We start from the raw sequence: 16,413 nt of genomic DNA on the forward strand, positions 1-16,413 counted from the left end.
GTGGAGCCGGTGGCCGGGGCGCCCCTGCGCGCCCCGGCCACCGGTCAGGAGATCAGGCGACGGTGCAGGCCGCGCCGTTCAGCTCGAAGGAGGTCGGCTCGGTGTTGGTGCCCGCGTGGGAGCCGTTGAAGCCGATCTCGACGCTCGCGCCGGCGCCCAGCGTGGTGTTCCACGCCGCCGGGGTGACGGTGACCGCGGAGCCGGACTGCGCGTACTGCGCCGACCAGCCCTGGGTGATCGTCTGACCGTTGGCGAAGTCGAACGTCAGGGTCCAGTTCTGCAATGCGGTGGCCGAGTCGTTCGTGAGCCGCAGGGACCCGGTGAACCCGGTGTTCCACGAGCTCGCGGTGTAGGCGACGGTGCAGGCCCCGGTGGGCTCGCCGCCGTCGTCCTCGGTCGTGCCGGTCACCGTGCCGGACGTCGCGGAGACGTTGCCCGCCGCGTCGACGGCGCGCACCGCGTAGACGTGCGCCGTCCCGGCCGCCAGGCCCGTGTCGGTGTACGAGGTCGTCGTGACCTCGGCGACCTGGGTGCCGTCGCGGTACACGCGGTAGCCGTCGACGCCCGTGTCGTCGCTCGACGCGTTCCACGCGAGCGAGACGGAGGACGTCGTGACGCCGGAGACGCGCAGACCCGTCGGGGCGGTCGGTGCCTGCGTGTCCTCGCCGGACCCGCCGTCCTCGTCGGTCGTGACGGTGAGCGGTGCCGACGCGGCCGAGACGTTGCCCGCGGCGTCGCGAGCGCGGACGGTCACGGCGTACGACGTGTCCGCGTCCAGACCCGTGATCGTGTACGACGTCGTCGCCGTGGTGCCCACGGCCGCGCCGTCGACCAGGACGGTGTACGCGGACACGCCCGTGTCGTCCGTCGACGCGGTCCAGCTCACGGCCGCGGACGTCGCGGTGGTCGCGCCGGCCACGAGGCCGGTCGGGACGGTCGGCGGCGTGGTGTCGTCCGGGACCTCGCCGCCACCCTCGATCGCGGGGTAGGCGTTCTCGACGAGCATCTGGAACTGCGACTCGAACCACTGACCGGCGAGCGGGGCGCCCGGCAGGGCTCCCGTGAGCTGGTTCGCGAGCTTGGGCGAGACGAACGTCGGGTCGCACATGCGGTCGAACCGCTTGCCCTGGTCGTTCGGGATGTCCGTCGACGCGCCGTCGGACTCGCCCGGAGGCTTGACCCACACGTAGGCGTGCAGGTGGGACTCGGGGAAGCCGGCGGGCGTGGCCTGCGGGCGCTCACCGATGCCGGCGCCGGACGGGTTGCACCACGCGCCGCGGTGGATGCGCTTGTCGACGCGGGACTCGTTGACGTAGGTGTTGTGGTTCGTCGACGTGCTCACCGCGGTCGGACGGGCGTCTCCGCCCCAGCCGTTGCGCGACGTGTCGATGAGCATGCCGATCGACGTCGGGAAGCCCTCGGCGACCAGCAGGTCGTAGAGGTGCGCGGTCCAGTCGGTCTCGTCGAAGTCGGCGTTCCACTCGTAGAAGGTCGCGGAGCGGATGGGGGTGCTGCCGACCTGGATGTCCTCGAGGAACGGCTCGTGCAGCGGCGTCGAGTTCGCGGTGTTGGTGACGAAGCCCGCGACGGAGGCGTAGCCCGCCTCGGTGGAGAGCACGACCTCCTTGAAGAGCTTCGCCGCCGGCCCGGCGTTCGACGGCCAGCCGAGCCAGCCGGCGTGCGCCGCGTCGATGTACGAGTAGACGTTGCCCACGTCGTGCAGCGCGTCCAGCGCGTACGTCACGCCCTCGCGGTAGTACGGCGCGGAGGCCTGGCAGTCGGGGGTGCTGATGTTCGTGATGAGGTTCGGCAGCGAGTCGGGCTCGATCGTCGCGGCGATGCGCAGCGCCTCGTACTTCGGGTCGTCGAGGATGTCGGCGATGACGTCGATGTACTCGGTCTTGTACCGCTGCATGTCCGCGGCGGTGGGCTTGAGCTCGCCGTTCGAGGCGAGCGCGTAGCAGTCGCGGCCGGGCAGGTCGTAGATCACGAGGTTGAAGACCATCGGCACGCCGGGCTGCTTCTGCGCGAGCGCGGCGTCGAGGTGGTGGCGCAGGCCGGGGCCGTCGGCGTTGCCCTCGATGGCGCTGATCCGGTCCATCCACACCGAGGTGGGCTCGTCGGCGATGGCCAGCATCTGCGAGCCCAGGTCGCCGCCGGCGCGGCCGGCGGCCGCCTCGACGTTGTCGGACCAGAAGTCGTTCACGTACTGGGTCGCTCCGGCGAACGGGTTGCTCACTCGCGGCTCGGCGGCGCTCGCGGGTGCCGTGACGGCGACCAGCGGGGCGGCGAGCAGCGCGAGCGAGGCGACGACCGTCGCGCCCTTGCGCAGTCGACTCGATCGGGATGGCACGGGTTCCTCCAACGTGTTCGGGTGACGCGGGCACCGGACACCGGCCCGCGTGCCGGGCGAGGAGCCCGACGGGGACCACCGTGATCATCCGGAGCGCCGATGCACACCGTGCGAAACGTTTAGGCGGACCGGGGTGGCGCCGTCGTCCCGCGCAGGACGAGCTTCGCCACGGGGGCCGCGCCGGGCCTGCCCCCGGCCTCGTGGTCGTCGGTCCGGGCGACGGCCCGTCCCAGACGGAACCGGTGCACGAGCGTCTCGGCGACGTGGGCGCCGAGCGGGACGAACGGGCGGTGGACGGCGGTGAGCGCGGGTGCGACCAGGCGGCACGTGGCCGAGTCCTCCCCGGACAGGACGGACAGGTCCCAGGGCACCTCGAGACCACGGCGCCGGGCGGCCTCGAGCACGGCGAGCGCGTTGACGTCGCCGTCGGTGAGGACCGCCGTCGGACGGGACGCGTGCGCGAGCAGGCGCGTGGCGGCCGCGCGCGTCTCCTCCCACGTGCGGCACTCCACGAGCTCGACCCGCGTCTCGGGGCCGCCGGCGCCGCTCATCGCGTCGTGCAGGGCGCGCGCGACGTCGTCATGGGCGTCCGAGACGAGGAGGGCGACCCGGCGGTGCCCGAGCTCCACGAGGTAGCGCGCGGCGCGCGCGTCGGCGTCGCCGGCGAACCACACGGGGGCGTCGGGCACGCTGTCCTGCGGCACGCCGGGGCGCTCGCCGGGCCCCGTGCCGTCCGCGACCTCGACGAGCGGGATCGTGCCGTCCCGGGCGACCCGCCGTCGGGGGTCGCGCTCGTGGACGCCCGTGACGACGAACGCCGCGTGCCGCCGCTCCGACCAGCCCGCCTCGATGTCGCGACCGCCCTCCTCCCGGTCGGAGACCACCTCGACGCTCAGGGCGAGGTCGTGCGTGGCGAGCGCCGGCCGCATGCCCGCGGCGAGCGCGACGGCGCGCGCCGGTCCCAGGGATCCCTCCGGTCCGTGGACGACCTGCAGGCTGACGCTCCGGGAGCGCGCGCGCAGGGAGCGCGCGGCGGCGCTGGGCCGCCAGCCCAGGTCGGCGGCCGTGCGCAGGACGTGCCGCCGGGTGCGCTCGGACACCCCGGGACGGTCGTTGAGGGCGTACGAGACGACGGCGATCGAGACGCCCGCCGCACGGGCGACGTCCGTGATCGTGATGCGCCGCTCTCCGGGCGCCGGAGCGCCGGAGGACGATGCCCCCGGCGAGGGAATTGTGGTCACGCTCCCACACTGTGCCCGGTTTGGGTGCATGATGCATATCAGGACTCGACGACGAGGACGGTGAGACACATGTCGACGGACGCGACGAGGCGACCGAGACAGCCAGGGGAGCAGCTCACGTTCGGGGTGCTGTGCCCGGTGGTGGGGGGCTTCTACTTCGGACGGTCGCTGGCGGGGATAGCGCGGGTGCTGCGCTCGCACGGGCACCGTGTCGTGGCGCTGCAGACCTATCCAGCAGATCTCGACAGGGACGAGTTCCCGGGGCCGCCGGGGCGCAGGCCGGTGCTCGGGCGGTCGTCGTTCGACGGCTTCGTGGTCATGACGACGGCGCTCGCGGACGCCGAGCTGCGCGAGCTCGACGCCTCGGGCGTCCCGCTCGTCCTCCTCGGCGTGCGCGCGGAAGGGCTGCGCGCGCCCACCGTCGCGCCCGACAACGCGGGCGGCGTCCGGGCGGCCGTCGACCACCTCGCGGGCCACGGCCACCGGCGGATCGGCTTCCTGGGCAACACCGAGCAGCGGGACACGCTCGAGCGGTTCGACGCGTACCGCACGGCCCTCGACGCGCACGACCTGCCGTTCTCGCCGTCCTGGGTCTACCGGACGCGCGACAACCAGGAGGCGAGCGCGGAGTCGGTCGCACGCCGCCTCGCCGCGCGCGGGCTGCCGACGACGGCCACCCTCGCGGCGACGGACCGCAACGCGATCGGGTTCATGCGCGGGCTCCAGGCGGCCGGCCTCGAGCTGCCGGCGGCGCAGGCCGTCGTCGGGTTCGACCACGCGGACGCCGGCGCCCGGTCGCGTCCGCGCCTCTCGACCGTCGACCCGCTGCACGACCAGGTGGGGGAGCGGGTCGCTGAGCTGCTCGTCGCGCGGGCACGGGGCGAGAACGTCGGCCGCGAGAACCGTCTCGGCCGCGCGGCGCTCATCCGCCGGGAGTCGTGCGGCTGCCTCGAGGGAACCCAGGGCGAGCTGATCCGGACGGGCGCGCGCAGCGACGCCACCGGCGCGGTGGCAGCGGCCCGGCCACCGGCCGAGCCCCCGCTGCCGCCAGTGCACGCGGGGCACGCCCCGCCCACCGGGACCCCTCCGGTCCGTCCGCTCGACGACGTCGCGCGAGTCGTGTTCGCCTCCGTGGCCGAGCGGGGCGACGTGCGCGGTTCCCGACGCCGTGCGCGCCCGGGGGAGGCGGTGCGGCGTCCGGCGCCGCTCGACGCCTGGCTCCACCTGCTCCGGCACATGCTGCGGGGGGCGGCCGAGGGCGCGGTGGTGCCTCCGCCGTCGGCCCTGCGATCGTTCGCGGACCGCACCGCGGCGCTGCGACCCTCGCAGGAGGCGCTCGAGCAGCTCGTCCCGGCGTTCGAGGCGGAGGTCGCGGAGCTCGTGCGGGACGTGCGCCGACGCCGGGCGAGCGCCGCCGCGACGCAGCTGGGCCGGACGGTGCTCGCGCGCAGCGCGCACCGCGACCGGGCTCCGGTCTCGGCGACGGCGCGCGCCGACGCGCTGCGGGCGACGGCGACCGAGGTCGTCGTGGCGCTCGCCCGCGGGTGCGCCCACGGGTCCCTCGCCCGGACCGGTCGCCTCGAGCAGGACCTCGTGGACCTGTGCGAGGTCGACCTGGGGCTGCTGCGGGGCGACGGGGAGGCGCTGCGCCGGCTCGACTGGCTGCCGCGCGGCGTCGGCGGGACCGCCGCCCTCGCGCTGTGGGACGACGCCGGTGACGGCAGCGCGCGGCGCGTCCTGCGGATCGTCGGGGTGCGCGGCGGCGGGAGCGGCGTCGAACGGCTCGTGGACGCCAGGTTCCCGACCGCGGAGTTCCCCCCGCGCGAGCTCCTCGACCCCCGGTCGATGACGATCGTGGCACCCGTCGCGTTCGGGCGCTCCGACTGGGGGTTCCTCGTCGTGGGAGGGCTCCTCGACACGCGCTCGACCAGCACGCGCGAGCGCTACAACCACTGGGCCGCGATGCTCGCGGTCGCGCTCGACCAGGAGGCGCTGCTCACGTCCCTGCAGGACCAGCAGCACGCGCTCGCCGACGCGGCCGAGCGCGTGCGCGAGCTCGTGCTCGAGGTCGAGGCCGGCGCCGAGCGTGCGGCGCTCGTCTCCATCGCGTCGCACGACGGGACCTGGGAGTGGGACGTCGAGGCCGGGACGGTCCAGTACTCCCCGGCCTGGGCGCAGATCGTCGGCTGCGACACGCGGGACCTGCGCGACGACCCCGACGAGTGGCTCGGGCGCGTGCACCCGGACGACGTCCAGGCGGTGCACGCGGCGCTCGCCGCACAGCTCGCCGGCACGAAGGAGCCGCTCGACGTCGAGCACCGGCTCCGGTGCGCCGACGGCGAGCACGTCCGGGTGCGGTGCCGCGCGGTCACGGTGCACGACGCCGGAGGACGGCCCGCACGGATGGTCGGCGCGCTCGCGGTCCTCTCGGACGTCGAGCGGTACCGCAGCGAGCTGCGCGAGCGCGTGCTCGTCGACCCGGACTCCGGCGTGCTGCACCGGGAGCTCTTCGTGGACCGGCTCGCACAGTCCGTCGAGCGCGCACGCCGGGTCGCCGGGTACGACGCGCACGTGCTCGCGGTCGGCTTCACGACCCCGCCGACGGTGCCCGCGCTCCACCGCCTGCGGGGCGCCGTAGGTGACGCCGGCTCGGTGTGCGAGCTCGCCCCGAACGACTTCGTCGTCCTGCTCGACGGGACGTCCGCCGAGGACGCCGTGCGGACCGCCGCCCGCGCGGGGGCGACGCTCGGCGAGGGCATCGTCGTCGAGCACGTCGGGGGCGTCACCACCGCCCCCGACTCGGGCGAGCTCCTGCGTCGTGCGGGCGCCGCGCTCGCGCGACGCCGCGCCCGGGGGAGCCTGCCGAGCCTGTCCCGCCTCCGGGTCTCCGAAACGTTTCGGCCGTTGTGAGCGCTCGGCCGCCGTGACGACAGTCGAGCCCACCCGCTGCGACGGGTCCGCCGACGAGGGCGGGCCCGGACCGTCGTGACGGGGCTCGACGACGAGAGGGAGCACGATGTCACGCACGTCCCGGCGCGCCGCGCCGCCACCACCACCGCACGCCCCCGCTGTGCCTGCCCGGCCGGTCGGACCGGGGCGTCGCGGCCGTCGAGGCCGCACGGTCGCCGCCGCGCTCACCGCCTGTGCGACGCTCGCGGCGCTGGCCGCGGTCCAGCCGGCGAGCGCGCTGCCCGCCGCGCCCGCCCCGGCGGACGAGGCCGCCGTCACGCTCGCCGTCGACGGCGAGTACACGCAGCGCTTCCTCGAGCTCTACGACAAGATCCACGACCCGGCGAACGGCTACTTCTCCCCGCAGGGCATCCCGTACCACGCGGTCGAGACCCTCATGGTCGAGGCACCCGACTACGGGCACGAGACCACGTCCGAGGCGTACTCCTTCTGGCTGTGGCTCGAGACGTCCTACGGGCAGGTCACGGGCGACTGGGAGCCGTTCAACCACGCGTGGGACACGCTCGAGCAGTACATGATCCCCACGACGGAGAACCAGCCGACCAACGCGGCGTACAACCCGGGCAGCCCGGCCACGTACGCGGCCGAGTACAACCACCCGAGCGCGTACCCGTCGCAGATCACGAGCGGCGTCACGACGGGCAAGGACCCCATCGGCGCCGAGCTGCGCCAGACGTACGGGACGCCCGAGATCTACGGGATGCACTGGCTCGCGGACGTCGACAACGTCTACGGCTTCGGCGCCGCGCCCGGGTCGTCCACGCTCCTGGGTCCCGACCACGAGGGCACCTCCTACATCAACACCTTCCAGCGTGGGCCGCAGGAGTCGGTCTGGGAGACCATCCCGCAGCCGTCCATCGACGACTTCAGCTTCGGCGGCGAGAACGGCTACCTCGACCTGTTCACGGGCGACGCGTCGTACGCGAAGCAGTGGAAGTACACGAACGCCCCGGACGCCGACGCGCGCGCCGTCGAGGCCGCGTACTGGGCGAACAAGTTCGCGACCGAGCAGGGCCAGCCGGAGGCCGTCGCCGAGACCGTCGGCAAGGCCTCGAAGATGGGTGACTACCTGCGCTACGCGCTGTTCGACAAGTACTTCAAGACCCCCGGCTGCGCGTCGACGTCGTGCGCCGCCGGCACGGGCAAGGACAGCGCGCACTACCTGCTCTCCTGGTACTACGCGTGGGGCGGGGCGCTCGACACCGCGAGCCCGTGGGCGTGGCGCATCGGCTCGAGCCACGCGCACTTCGGGTACCAGAACCCCATGGCGGCGTGGGCGCTGGCCAACGACCCCGCGCTCGAGCCGTCCTCACCGACGGCCGCGGACGACTGGAGCAAGAGCCTCGACCGTCAGATCGAGCTGTTCCAGTGGCTCCAGGCCCCCGAGGGCGGCATCGCAGGCGGCGCCACGAACTCGTGGGACGGCGCCTACGCGGCCCGACCCGCCGGCACGCCGACGTTCTACGGCATGGCGTACACCGAGGCGCCGGTCTACCACGACCCGCCGTCGAACCAGTGGATGGGCATGCAGGGCTGGGGCATGGAGCGCATCGCGCAGCTCTACCACGAGACCGGCGACGAGCGCGCCGAGGACATCCTCGACGGGTGGGTGCCGTGGGTCGTGGACCACATCACGGTCACCGAGGACTCGTGGCAGATCCCGTCCGAGCTCACCTGGACCGGCAAGCCCGACACGTGGGACCCCGCGAACCCCGGCGACAACTCCGGGCTGTCCGTGAGCGTCAAGAGCTACGGCCAGGACGTCGGCGTCGCCGGCGCGCTCGCCCGCACGCTCATGTACTACGCAGCCGGGTCGGGCGACACCGTCGCCCAGGAGACGGCACGCGACCTGCTCGACGCGATCTGGGAGCAGAACAGCGACCCGGTCGGCGTCGCGTCGGACGAGACCCGCAACGACTTCGGTCGCTTCGACGACGTCCTCACGTCCCCGACCGGGAACGGCACGTACGTGCCCGCGGGCTGGTCCGGCACGATGCCGAACGGCGACGTGATCGAGCCGGGGGTCTCCTTCCTGGACCTGCGCTCCTTCTACCTCGACGACCCGGACTGGGCCAAGGTCCAGGCGCACCTCGACGGCGGCCCGGCGCCCCAGTTCCGGTACCACCGGTTCTGGGCGCAGACGGCGGTCGCGACGGCGCTCGCGGACTACGACCGGCTGTTCGGCGAGGACGTCCCGCCGGACGACACCGAGGCACCGACCACCCCGACCGGCCTCACGGTGACCGGGACGACGACGTCGACCGCGTCGCTGTCGTGGACGGCCTCGACCGACGACGTGCGCGTCGTGGGCTACGACGTCCTGCGCGACGGCGTGCGGGTCGGGACCGCGTCGGGCACGACGTACACCGACGAGGACCTCTCGCCGGAGACGACGTACCGCTACACGGTCCGGGCGCGCGACGCGGCGGGCAACATCTCGCCGATCTCGCTCGCCGTCGAGGCGACCACGGCCGAGGACGACGGCGGGCCCGAGCCTGGTGCGTGCACGGCGGCCTACGCGACGCGCGGGTCGTGGAACGGCGGCTACCAGGGTGAGGTCACGGTGACGGCCGGACCGTCCGGCGTCGCCGGGTGGACCGTCGCGCTCGACCTCGCTCCGGGCGGTCTGTCCCAGTCCTGGAACGCGACGACGAGCGTCAGCGGGGGAGTGCTCACCGCGTCGAACGTCGGCTGGAACGGCACGCTCGCGGCCGGCGCGAGCACGTCGTTCGGGTTCATCGGCACCGGCGCGCCGCCGGCCGACACGTCCGTCACGTGCGGCTGACGCCGCGCTGAGGACGCCGAACGGTCCGCCTCCCGGTGCTCACAGCGCCGGGAGGCGGACCATGCCCTCCTGCGCGATGGATGCGACGAGCGTCCCGTCCTGGGCGAACACGCGCGCGGCACCGAGGCCACGACCGCCCTGCGCGCTCGACGCGGACTGCACGTACAGCAGCCACTCGTCGACGCGCACGTCGCGGTGCCACCACATGGCGTGATCGAGGCTCGCGATCGAGATCCCCGGGGTGACCCAGGCGATCCCGGCCTCGCGCAGGATCGGCTCGAGCATCACCTGGTCGCACGCGTAGGCCATGAGCGCGCGGTGCAGGAGCTGGTCGTCGCCCACGTCGCCCCGGGCGCGCATCCACACCATCTGGTGGTCCTTGGGCTCGCCGTCGGGGCCGAGGTAGAGCGACCCGCCGACGTGGCGCAGCTCGAACGCCGAGTGGTGGGACCAGAAGCGGGCGATGGGGTGGTCGATCCCGCCGAGCACGTCGAGCGCCGACGGCACGGTCTCCGGGTCGGGCGCGTCGGGCATGGGCGACGAGTGCTCGATCCCGCCCTGCTCCTCCTGGAACGACGCGATCATCGACAGGATCGGCTTGCCGTGCTGGATCGCGTGCGTGCGGCGCGCGCTGAACGAGCGACCGTCGCGCAGCCGCTCGACCGCGAGGTCGATCGGCACGCCGAGGTCGCCGGGGCGCAGGAAGTAGCCGTGGAGAGAGTGGGGGAGGCGCCCGTCGGGGACGGTCCGCCCCGCGGCGAGCACCGCCTGCGCGAGGACCTGGCCCCCGTACACGCGCCCTGTCGGCTGGTGGACGCTGACGCCGCGGAAGTGCTCCGGGTCGGCCGCGGAGCCGTCCCCGTCGCCCACGCGCTCGAGCTGCAGCACCTCGAGGAGGTGGCCCAGCGGGTTGGGGACCTGGACGGCCGGGGCGGCGGGCGACGTCGGGCCGGGCGACGGCGCGGAGTCGGTCTCGGGGTGCTCGGAGGTCACGGGTCTGGTCTCCTCGGCTCGGCGTCGGTGGCGTGCGTGGCGTGCGCGGCGGTGGGCGCTCTGGCGGCTCAGTCGTCGAACGTGTTGAGGAGCGAGTGCGCGGCGCGTTCCAGATAGTCCCACAGCGTCGCCTCGTGGATCGGCGCGAGACCGAGAGAGTCGACCGCCGCGCGCATGTGCGCGAGCCAGCGGTCGCGCGCGTCCGGGTTGACCCTGAAGCCGCCGTGGCGCATCCGCAGGCGCGGGTGGCCGCGCTGCTCGCTGTACGTCGTGGGCCCGCCCCAGTACTGCTCGAGGAACGCCGTCAGACGCCAGCGCGCCGGGCCGAGGTCCTCCTCGGGGTACATGGGCCGCAGCACCGGGTCCTGCGCGACGCCCTCGTAGAACGCGTCGACGAGGCGCACGAACGTCTCGTGCCCGCCGACCTCGTCGTAGAACGTGCGGCTCGGGCGGGTCGGGGGAGCAGCGGGGCCGGTGGGCACGGCGCCGTTGGTCAGACCGGCGACCGGCAGCATCGTGCGCGGGGTGGGCTCGGTGGTCACCCGCCCATCCTCGCACCGCGAGCCGGACCGTCCGGGCACGCCGGGCGCCGTGCGGCGAGGATCACAGGCCGAGCGCGACGAGCTGCGGCAGGTTCTCCCGCACGACGGCGCGCGCGGCGGCCGCGCTCTCGGCGTCCAGGGCGAGGCGCGCGAGGCGGCGGCACTCGTCGAGGTCGACCTCGCGCAGGAGCGCCGCGACGTCGGGGATCGCCCGTGCCGTCATCGACAGGGAGGTCACGCCGAGCCCGACGAGGACGACCGCGAGCACGGGGTGCGAGGCGGCCTCGCCGCACACGCCCACGGGCCGTGCCTGCTGGGCGCCGCCCTCGCACGTCGCGGCGACGAGGCGCAGCACCGCGGGCTGCCACGGGTCGGACAGCTCGGCGAGCGACCCGAGGAGCCGGTCGGCCGCCATCGTGTACTGGGTCAGGTCGTTCGTGCCGATCGAGGCGAACGCGGCGCGGGCGAGGATCGGGCCCGCGAGCAGCGCGGCGCTCGGCACCTCGACCATCACCCCGGCCACCTCCAGCCCGTGCGCGTGACACCGCTCGACGAACCACTCCGTCTCGCCGACGGTCGAGACCATCGGCGCCATGACCCAGACCTCCGCCTCCTCCGCGGCGGCGGCCTGCGCGATCGCGTCGAGCTGCTGCTCCAGGAGGTCCGGCCAGTGCGCCGCCGTGCGCAGGCCGCGCACACCGAGCGCCGGGTTCTCCTCGTCGGCGACGGTGAGGAAGTGCAGGGGCTTGTCGGCGCCCGAGTCCAGCGTGCGGACGACGACCTTGCGCCCGGGGAACTCGCGCAGGACCGTCCGGTAGGCCGCGACCTGCTCGGCGACCGTCGGCGGCTCGTCGCGGTCCAGGAAGCAGAACTCGGAGCGGAACAGCCCGACCCCCTCGGCGCCCGCCGCCGCGGCCGGCGCCGCGCCCGCCGGGTCGCCGACGTTCGCGAGGAGCTGGACGCGGTGGCCGTCGCGCGTCCGGCCCGTGCCGTCGAACGTGCGCGCCTGCTGCCCGCGGGCGCGCGCTGCCTCGACCTGCTCGGGCGACGGGTGCACGACGACGGTCCCCGCCGAGCCGTCGACGAGGACGAGGTCGTCGGGCGCGAGCGCGGCGCTCGCCCCGACGGCCGCGACGACCGCCGGGATGCCCTTGGCGTTGGCGACGATGGCCGTGTGGGACGTCGGACCGGCTCCGTCGGTGACGATCGCGAGGACGCGCGCGGGGTCGAGCGCCGCGGTGGCCGACGGCGCGAGGTCGGGGGCGACGAGCACGAACGGCTCGGCGTGCTCCGGCACGCCGGGCGCGGGTCGGCCGGTGAGCGCGGCGACCAGCCGGTCCCGGACGTCCGCGACGTCGCGCGCCCGCTCCGCGAAGTACCCGCCGAGCTCGACGAGACGGCGCGCGACGTCGTCGGCGGCCTCCCACACGGCGCGCTCGGGGACGAGGTGGTCGTCGAGGACACGACGGCGGGCGTCGGCCGCGAGCGTCGGGTCGGCCGCCATCGCCGCGGTCGCCTCGAGGACGTCGTGGCTCTCGCCGTGCGCCGCCGCGGCGGCGCGCTCGAGGTCGGCGACGACCTGACGCGCGGCGTCGTCCACGCGGCGCGCCTGCGCCTCGTGGTCCGCACGCGGCGGCAGGCGCAGCCCGGGTGCGGGCTCCGCGACCGCCTCCGGCATGAGCACGACCGGCCCGACCACCGTCCCGGCGCACACGCCGATACCGGTGATGACCTGCCGCACCTCGTCCTGCGATCCCACGAGCTCGCTCCTGTCCGCCTCCGCGCCACGCGAGCACACGGGCGTTGCATCGCCGTTTCACCGTGGCGTCGATCCGGTGACAACCGTGCCAGGAGACTAGGCTGTCCCCAGGGTGCACGGCACCCCGACACCCCGGATCCGCCGTCCGGGCACCTCCCGCACTCGCCTCAGGAGACGACTTCGATGAGCACCCCCTCGGACCAGAAGGCCCAGCAGATCCTCGACGCCCTCGGGGGCCAGGGCAACGTCGTGGACCTGGAGCCCTGCATCACGCGGCTGCGGGTCGAGGTCACCGATCCCGAGCTGGTCGACGAGGCGCGGCTCAAGGCCACGGGAGCGTTCGGCGTGGTCCGCTCGGGCCGCGTCGTGCAGGTCATCGTCGGCCCGGAGGCCGACAACCTGGCGGCGGAGCTCGACGGCCTGCGCTGACGTCAGGCCGGTCCGGCGGCGCCGGGCTTGCGCACGGCGGCCGCCGCAGCAGCCCCCCGCGCGGCCGAGCGCCCCGCGGAGCGCGACCCGTCGTCGTCCCGCTCCGCGGGGGAGTGGTCGAGGACGACCACCTGCTGCGCACCCGCGAGCGGGATCCGCGCGTCCTCCAGCGCCTCGCGGACTGCCGCGCGCAGCGCGCGTCCGACCTCCCACTGCTGCGCGGCCTGCGTCTTGATCTGCACCTTCAGCAGCATCGCCTCGGCGGTGAGCTCCTCGATGCCGAGCACCTCGGGCGGCTCCATCACGGAGACGCCGAGCACCGGGTCGGCGCGCACGCCCTCCGCCGCCTGGAGGAGCACCGAGCGCACCTGGGCGACGTCGGCCCAGTAGGCGACGCGCACCTCGACCACGGCGCGGCCCCACTCCTGGGTGAGGTTCCCCGTGCGCAGGATCTCGCCGTTGCGCACGTACCAGAGCGTGCCGTCACCCGCCCGGACCTTCGTGACGCGCAGGGCCACCTCCTCGACGGTGCCGACCACCTCGCCGAAGTCGACCACGTCGCCGACGCCGTACTGGTCCTCCAGCAGCATGAACGTGCCGGACAGGAAGTCCTTGACGAGGCTCTGCGCGCCGAAGCCCAGCGCGACGCCCGCGATCCCGGCGGACGCGAGGAACGGGCCGATGTTCAGGCCCAGCTCCGCGAGGACCATGAGGACCACGGTCGTGCCGATGATGATGTTCGCCGCGGACCGCAGCACCGACCCGATCGTGCGGGCGCGCGCCGCGCGGCGCGCGTTGGCGAGGGGGTTCGCCCGCAGCAGCGCGCTGCCGACCTCCGTCTGGCCCAGGCCCTTGAGCCGCGCGCTGCGCAGGGACGGCGTGCCGTCGGCGATGTGGTCGGTGACGCGGCGGATCACCCGGCGCAGGAGGGCGAGCGCGATCGAGCCGATCGCGACGATGAGGATCACGCGCAGGGGGACGCCGACGAACCACGTCAGCCAGTCGTCGGGGTTGCTCGCGTCGAAGCCGTCCGGATCGGAGGGGATCTCGGTCAGGAAGGTGGGGAGCATGGCGGCAGGCTACCCGCCGCTCCTGGGCGCGCCGGGCCGAGGACCTGCCCCGACGCCCCCGTTCTGGCAGGATGCGGTGCGTGAGCGAACCCTCTCAGACGGACCTGCCCGAGCCGTTGGTGCAGCTGGCCGACGCCCACGGCGTGGCGTCCGACTTCTGGGGCTTCGACGGGACGAAGCGGCAGGTCCGGGCCTCGACGCTCGTCGCCGTCCTCGAGGCGCTGGGCGTGCCGGCGTCGTCGCCGGAGAAGGTCGCGGTGTCCCTCGAGCACTCGCGCGACGACGCGTGGCGGCAGATGCTCCCGCCCACGGTCGTCGTGCGCCAGGGCGACGCCATCCCCGTCCCGGTGCACGTGGTCGACGGCGCGCCCGTCGAGGTGTGGGTCGAGCTCGAGGCCGAGCAGCGCCCCGCACGACCGCACGCGCGCGCCGCGCGCGAGCGACGGGACCTCAGCCAGCTCGACGTCTTCGTCGAGCCGCGGACGGTCGACGGGCGCCCCGTCGGGCGCGCGACGTTCGAGGTCCCTGCGGACCTGCCGCTCGGGTGGCACGACCTGCACGCCGAGAGCGGGGGGACGCAGGCGCGCGCGACGCTCGTCGTGACGCCGCGGCGCCTCGAGCTGCCGGAGGCGGTCGTCGACAACCCGACCTGGGGGTTCATGGCGCAGCTCTACTCGGTCCGGTCGCGCGCGTCGTGGGGCGTCGGCGACCTCGCGGACCTGGCAGACCTCGCCTGGCTGTCGGCACGCGAGGCCGGCGCCGACTTCGTGCTCGTCAACCCGCTGCACGCCGCCGAGCCCCGCACCCCGATGACCCCGTCGCCCTACCTGCCGACGAGCCGGCGGTTCGTCAACCCGCTGTACCTGCGCGTCGAGGACATCCGCGAGACCGCGTACCTCTCGGCCGCGGACCGCTCCCTCGTCGAGTGGTCCTTCGACCCGGTGCGCGACCTGTGCACGGACCCGGGCCCGATCGACCGGGACGCCGCGTGGGAGGCCAAGAAGGCCGCGCTCGAGGTCGTCTTCGCGGCACCCCGCTCGACGGCGCGGCAGGCGTCGTTCGAGGCGTTCCGCGCCGAGCAGGGCCGAGGGCTCGAGGACTTCGCGACGTGGTGCGCTCTCGTCGACCACTACGGCGACCGCGACTGGCCGCCGGGCGCGACGGATCCGTCGAGCCCCACCGTCGCCGCGCTGCGTGAGCACGTGGCCGACCGCGTCGAGTTCTACTGCTGGCTCCAGTGGGTCGCGGACGAGCAGCTCCGCGTCGCGCAGCGCACCGCGCGCGAGGCGGGGATGACCGTCGGGATCATGCACGACCTGGCGGTCGGCGTGCACTCCGAGGGAGCGGACGTCTGGGCGAACCGCGCCGTCCTCGCCACCGGGGTCTCGGTCGGCGCACCTCCGGACATGTACAACCAGCAGGGACAGAACTGGTCCCAGCCGCCGTGGCACCCTCGCGCCCTCGCACGGGCCGGGTACGGGCCGTACCGCGACATGCTGCGCACGGTCCTGCGCCACGCGGGCGCGATCCGCATCGACCACGTCATCGGCCTGTTCCGCCTGTGGTGGATCCCGGGCGGCGCGCGCGCCGACGCCGGCGCCTACGTCCGCTACGACCACGAGGCCCTGATCGGCATCCTGTGCCTCGAGGCGCACCGTGCGGGCGCGATCGTCATCGGCGAGGACCTCGGGGTCTTCGAGCCGTGGGTGCGGGACTACCTGTCCGAGCGCGGCGTCCTCGGCACGTCGGTCCTGTGGTTCGAGCGCACCGACGACGGCGCCCCGCTGCCCCCCGAGGAGTACCGGCCCCTCACGCTCGCCACCGTCACGACGCACGACCTGCCGCCCACGGCGGGCTACCTCGCCGGCGAGCACGTCGAGCTGCGCGACCGGCTCGGGGTCCTCACGGAGCCCGTCGCGGACGTGCGCCGCGCCGCGCGCGCCGAGCGCGACGCGATGCTCGCCTTCCTGGCCGAGCGCGGGCTCGTGGGAGAGGACCCGTCCGAGCGCGAGCTCGTGGAGGCGCTGCACCGGCTGGTCCGGCAGACGCCGGCGGCCCTGGTCGGCGTCTCGCTCGCCGACGCGGTGGGGGAACGGCGCTCGCAGAACCAGCCCGGCACCAACACCGAGTACCCGAACTGGAAGGTGCCGCTCGGCGACGCGTCGGGCAACGTCGTCCTGCTCGAGGACCTCTTCGACAACGCGCGGCTCCGCTCGCTCGCGAAGGCGATGAACGACCCGCTCTGACGCGACACAGAGCCCCGGTCGCCGA

Annotated in this window: 10 protein-coding genes; 4 read left to right on the top strand and 6 right to left on the bottom strand. The window is 74.6% G+C overall.

Annotated features, from left to right (window positions below):
* Positions 1 to 52: 52 nt before the first annotated feature.
* Positions 53 to 2,353, bottom strand: a complete 2,301-nt coding sequence (locus tag V5D56_RS11710; protein ID WP_435735514.1) for a glycoside hydrolase family 6 protein — start codon at positions 2,351 to 2,353, stop codon at positions 53 to 55.
* Positions 2,354 to 2,472: 119 nt separating this feature from the next.
* Positions 2,473 to 3,594 (bottom strand): LacI family DNA-binding transcriptional regulator, encoded by a 1,122-nt coding sequence (locus V5D56_RS11715; protein WP_435735515.1) that lies wholly within the window; start codon positions 3,592 to 3,594, stop codon positions 2,473 to 2,475.
* A gap of 69 nt (positions 3,595 to 3,663) precedes the next feature.
* On the opposite strand from V5D56_RS11715, the gene V5D56_RS11720 reads away from it, so the two are divergent.
* Complete coding sequence (locus V5D56_RS11720) at positions 3,664 to 6,504, top strand: substrate-binding domain-containing protein (protein ID WP_435735516.1); 2,841 nt, start codon at positions 3,664 to 3,666, stop codon at positions 6,502 to 6,504.
* A gap of 106 nt (positions 6,505 to 6,610) precedes the next feature.
* Positions 6,611 to 9,349 carry a glycoside hydrolase family 48 protein gene (locus V5D56_RS11725; protein WP_435735517.1) on the top strand — a complete coding sequence of 913 codons (2,739 nt, stop codon included), beginning with the start codon at positions 6,611 to 6,613 and terminating at the stop codon, positions 9,347 to 9,349.
* A 39-nt stretch (positions 9,350 to 9,388) separates the two neighbouring features.
* Here the strand turns inward: V5D56_RS11725 and V5D56_RS11730 are convergent, their stop codons facing one another.
* The 3 genes from V5D56_RS11730 to ptsP form a co-directional block, all read right to left on the bottom strand.
* The gene (locus tag V5D56_RS11730; RefSeq protein WP_435735518.1) at positions 9,389 to 10,342 is read right to left on the bottom strand and encodes an acyl-CoA thioesterase; all 954 of its coding nucleotides are present in this window, start codon (positions 10,340 to 10,342) and stop codon (positions 9,389 to 9,391) included.
* Between the two features lie 68 nt (positions 10,343 to 10,410).
* On the bottom strand, positions 10,411 to 10,884 hold the full coding sequence (locus V5D56_RS11735) for a globin (protein WP_435735519.1): 474 nt from the start codon (positions 10,882 to 10,884) through the stop codon (positions 10,411 to 10,413).
* Positions 10,885 to 10,945: 61 nt separating this feature from the next.
* Positions 10,946 to 12,643: a phosphoenolpyruvate--protein phosphotransferase gene (ptsP, locus tag V5D56_RS11740; protein WP_435735520.1), complete on the bottom strand. Its 1,698-nt coding sequence runs from the start codon at positions 12,641 to 12,643 to the stop codon at positions 10,946 to 10,948.
* 183 nt (positions 12,644 to 12,826) lie between these two features.
* Here ptsP and V5D56_RS11745 point away from each other — a divergent pair, with 183 nt between their 5' ends.
* Positions 12,827 to 13,072, top strand: coding sequence for a PTS glucose/sucrose transporter subunit IIB (locus V5D56_RS11745; RefSeq protein ID WP_251153910.1), 246 nt, complete (start codon positions 12,827 to 12,829; stop codon positions 13,070 to 13,072).
* 2 nt (positions 13,073 to 13,074) lie between these two features.
* On the opposite strand, the gene V5D56_RS11750 is transcribed toward V5D56_RS11745, so the two are convergent.
* Positions 13,075 to 14,142 (bottom strand): mechanosensitive ion channel family protein, encoded by a 1,068-nt coding sequence (locus V5D56_RS11750; protein ID WP_435735521.1) that lies wholly within the window; start codon positions 14,140 to 14,142, stop codon positions 13,075 to 13,077.
* A 71-nt stretch (positions 14,143 to 14,213) separates the two neighbouring features.
* Between V5D56_RS11750 and malQ the strand changes: the two genes are divergently transcribed.
* On the top strand, positions 14,214 to 16,388 hold the full coding sequence (gene malQ / locus V5D56_RS11755) for a 4-alpha-glucanotransferase (protein ID WP_435735522.1): 2,175 nt from the start codon (positions 14,214 to 14,216) through the stop codon (positions 16,386 to 16,388).
* Positions 16,389 to 16,413: the final 25 nt, after the last annotated feature.

Origin of the sequence: Cellulosimicrobium sp. PMB13, from assembly GCF_051294865.1 — a bacterium.
In the GTDB taxonomy this organism is placed as follows: Bacteria; Actinomycetota; Actinomycetes; order Actinomycetales; family Cellulomonadaceae; genus Cellulosimicrobium.

Bases quoted from the DNA above. Each gene is read 5' to 3' on its own strand.
- V5D56_RS11720 (WP_435735516.1), top strand. From the start codon at position 3,664: ATGTCGACGGACGCGACGAGGCGACCGAGACAGCCAGGGGAGCAGCTC.
- V5D56_RS11725 (WP_435735517.1), top strand. From the start codon at position 6,611: ATGTCACGCACGTCCCGGCGCGCCGCGCCGCCACCACCACCGCACGCC.
- V5D56_RS11745 (WP_251153910.1), top strand. From the start codon at position 12,827: ATGAGCACCCCCTCGGACCAGAAGGCCCAGCAGATCCTCGACGCCCTC.
- V5D56_RS11750 (WP_435735521.1), bottom strand. From the start codon at position 14,142: ATGCTCCCCACCTTCCTGACCGAGATCCCCTCCGATCCGGACGGCTTC.
- malQ (WP_435735522.1), top strand. From the start codon at position 14,214: ATGCGGTGCGTGAGCGAACCCTCTCAGACGGACCTGCCCGAGCCGTTG.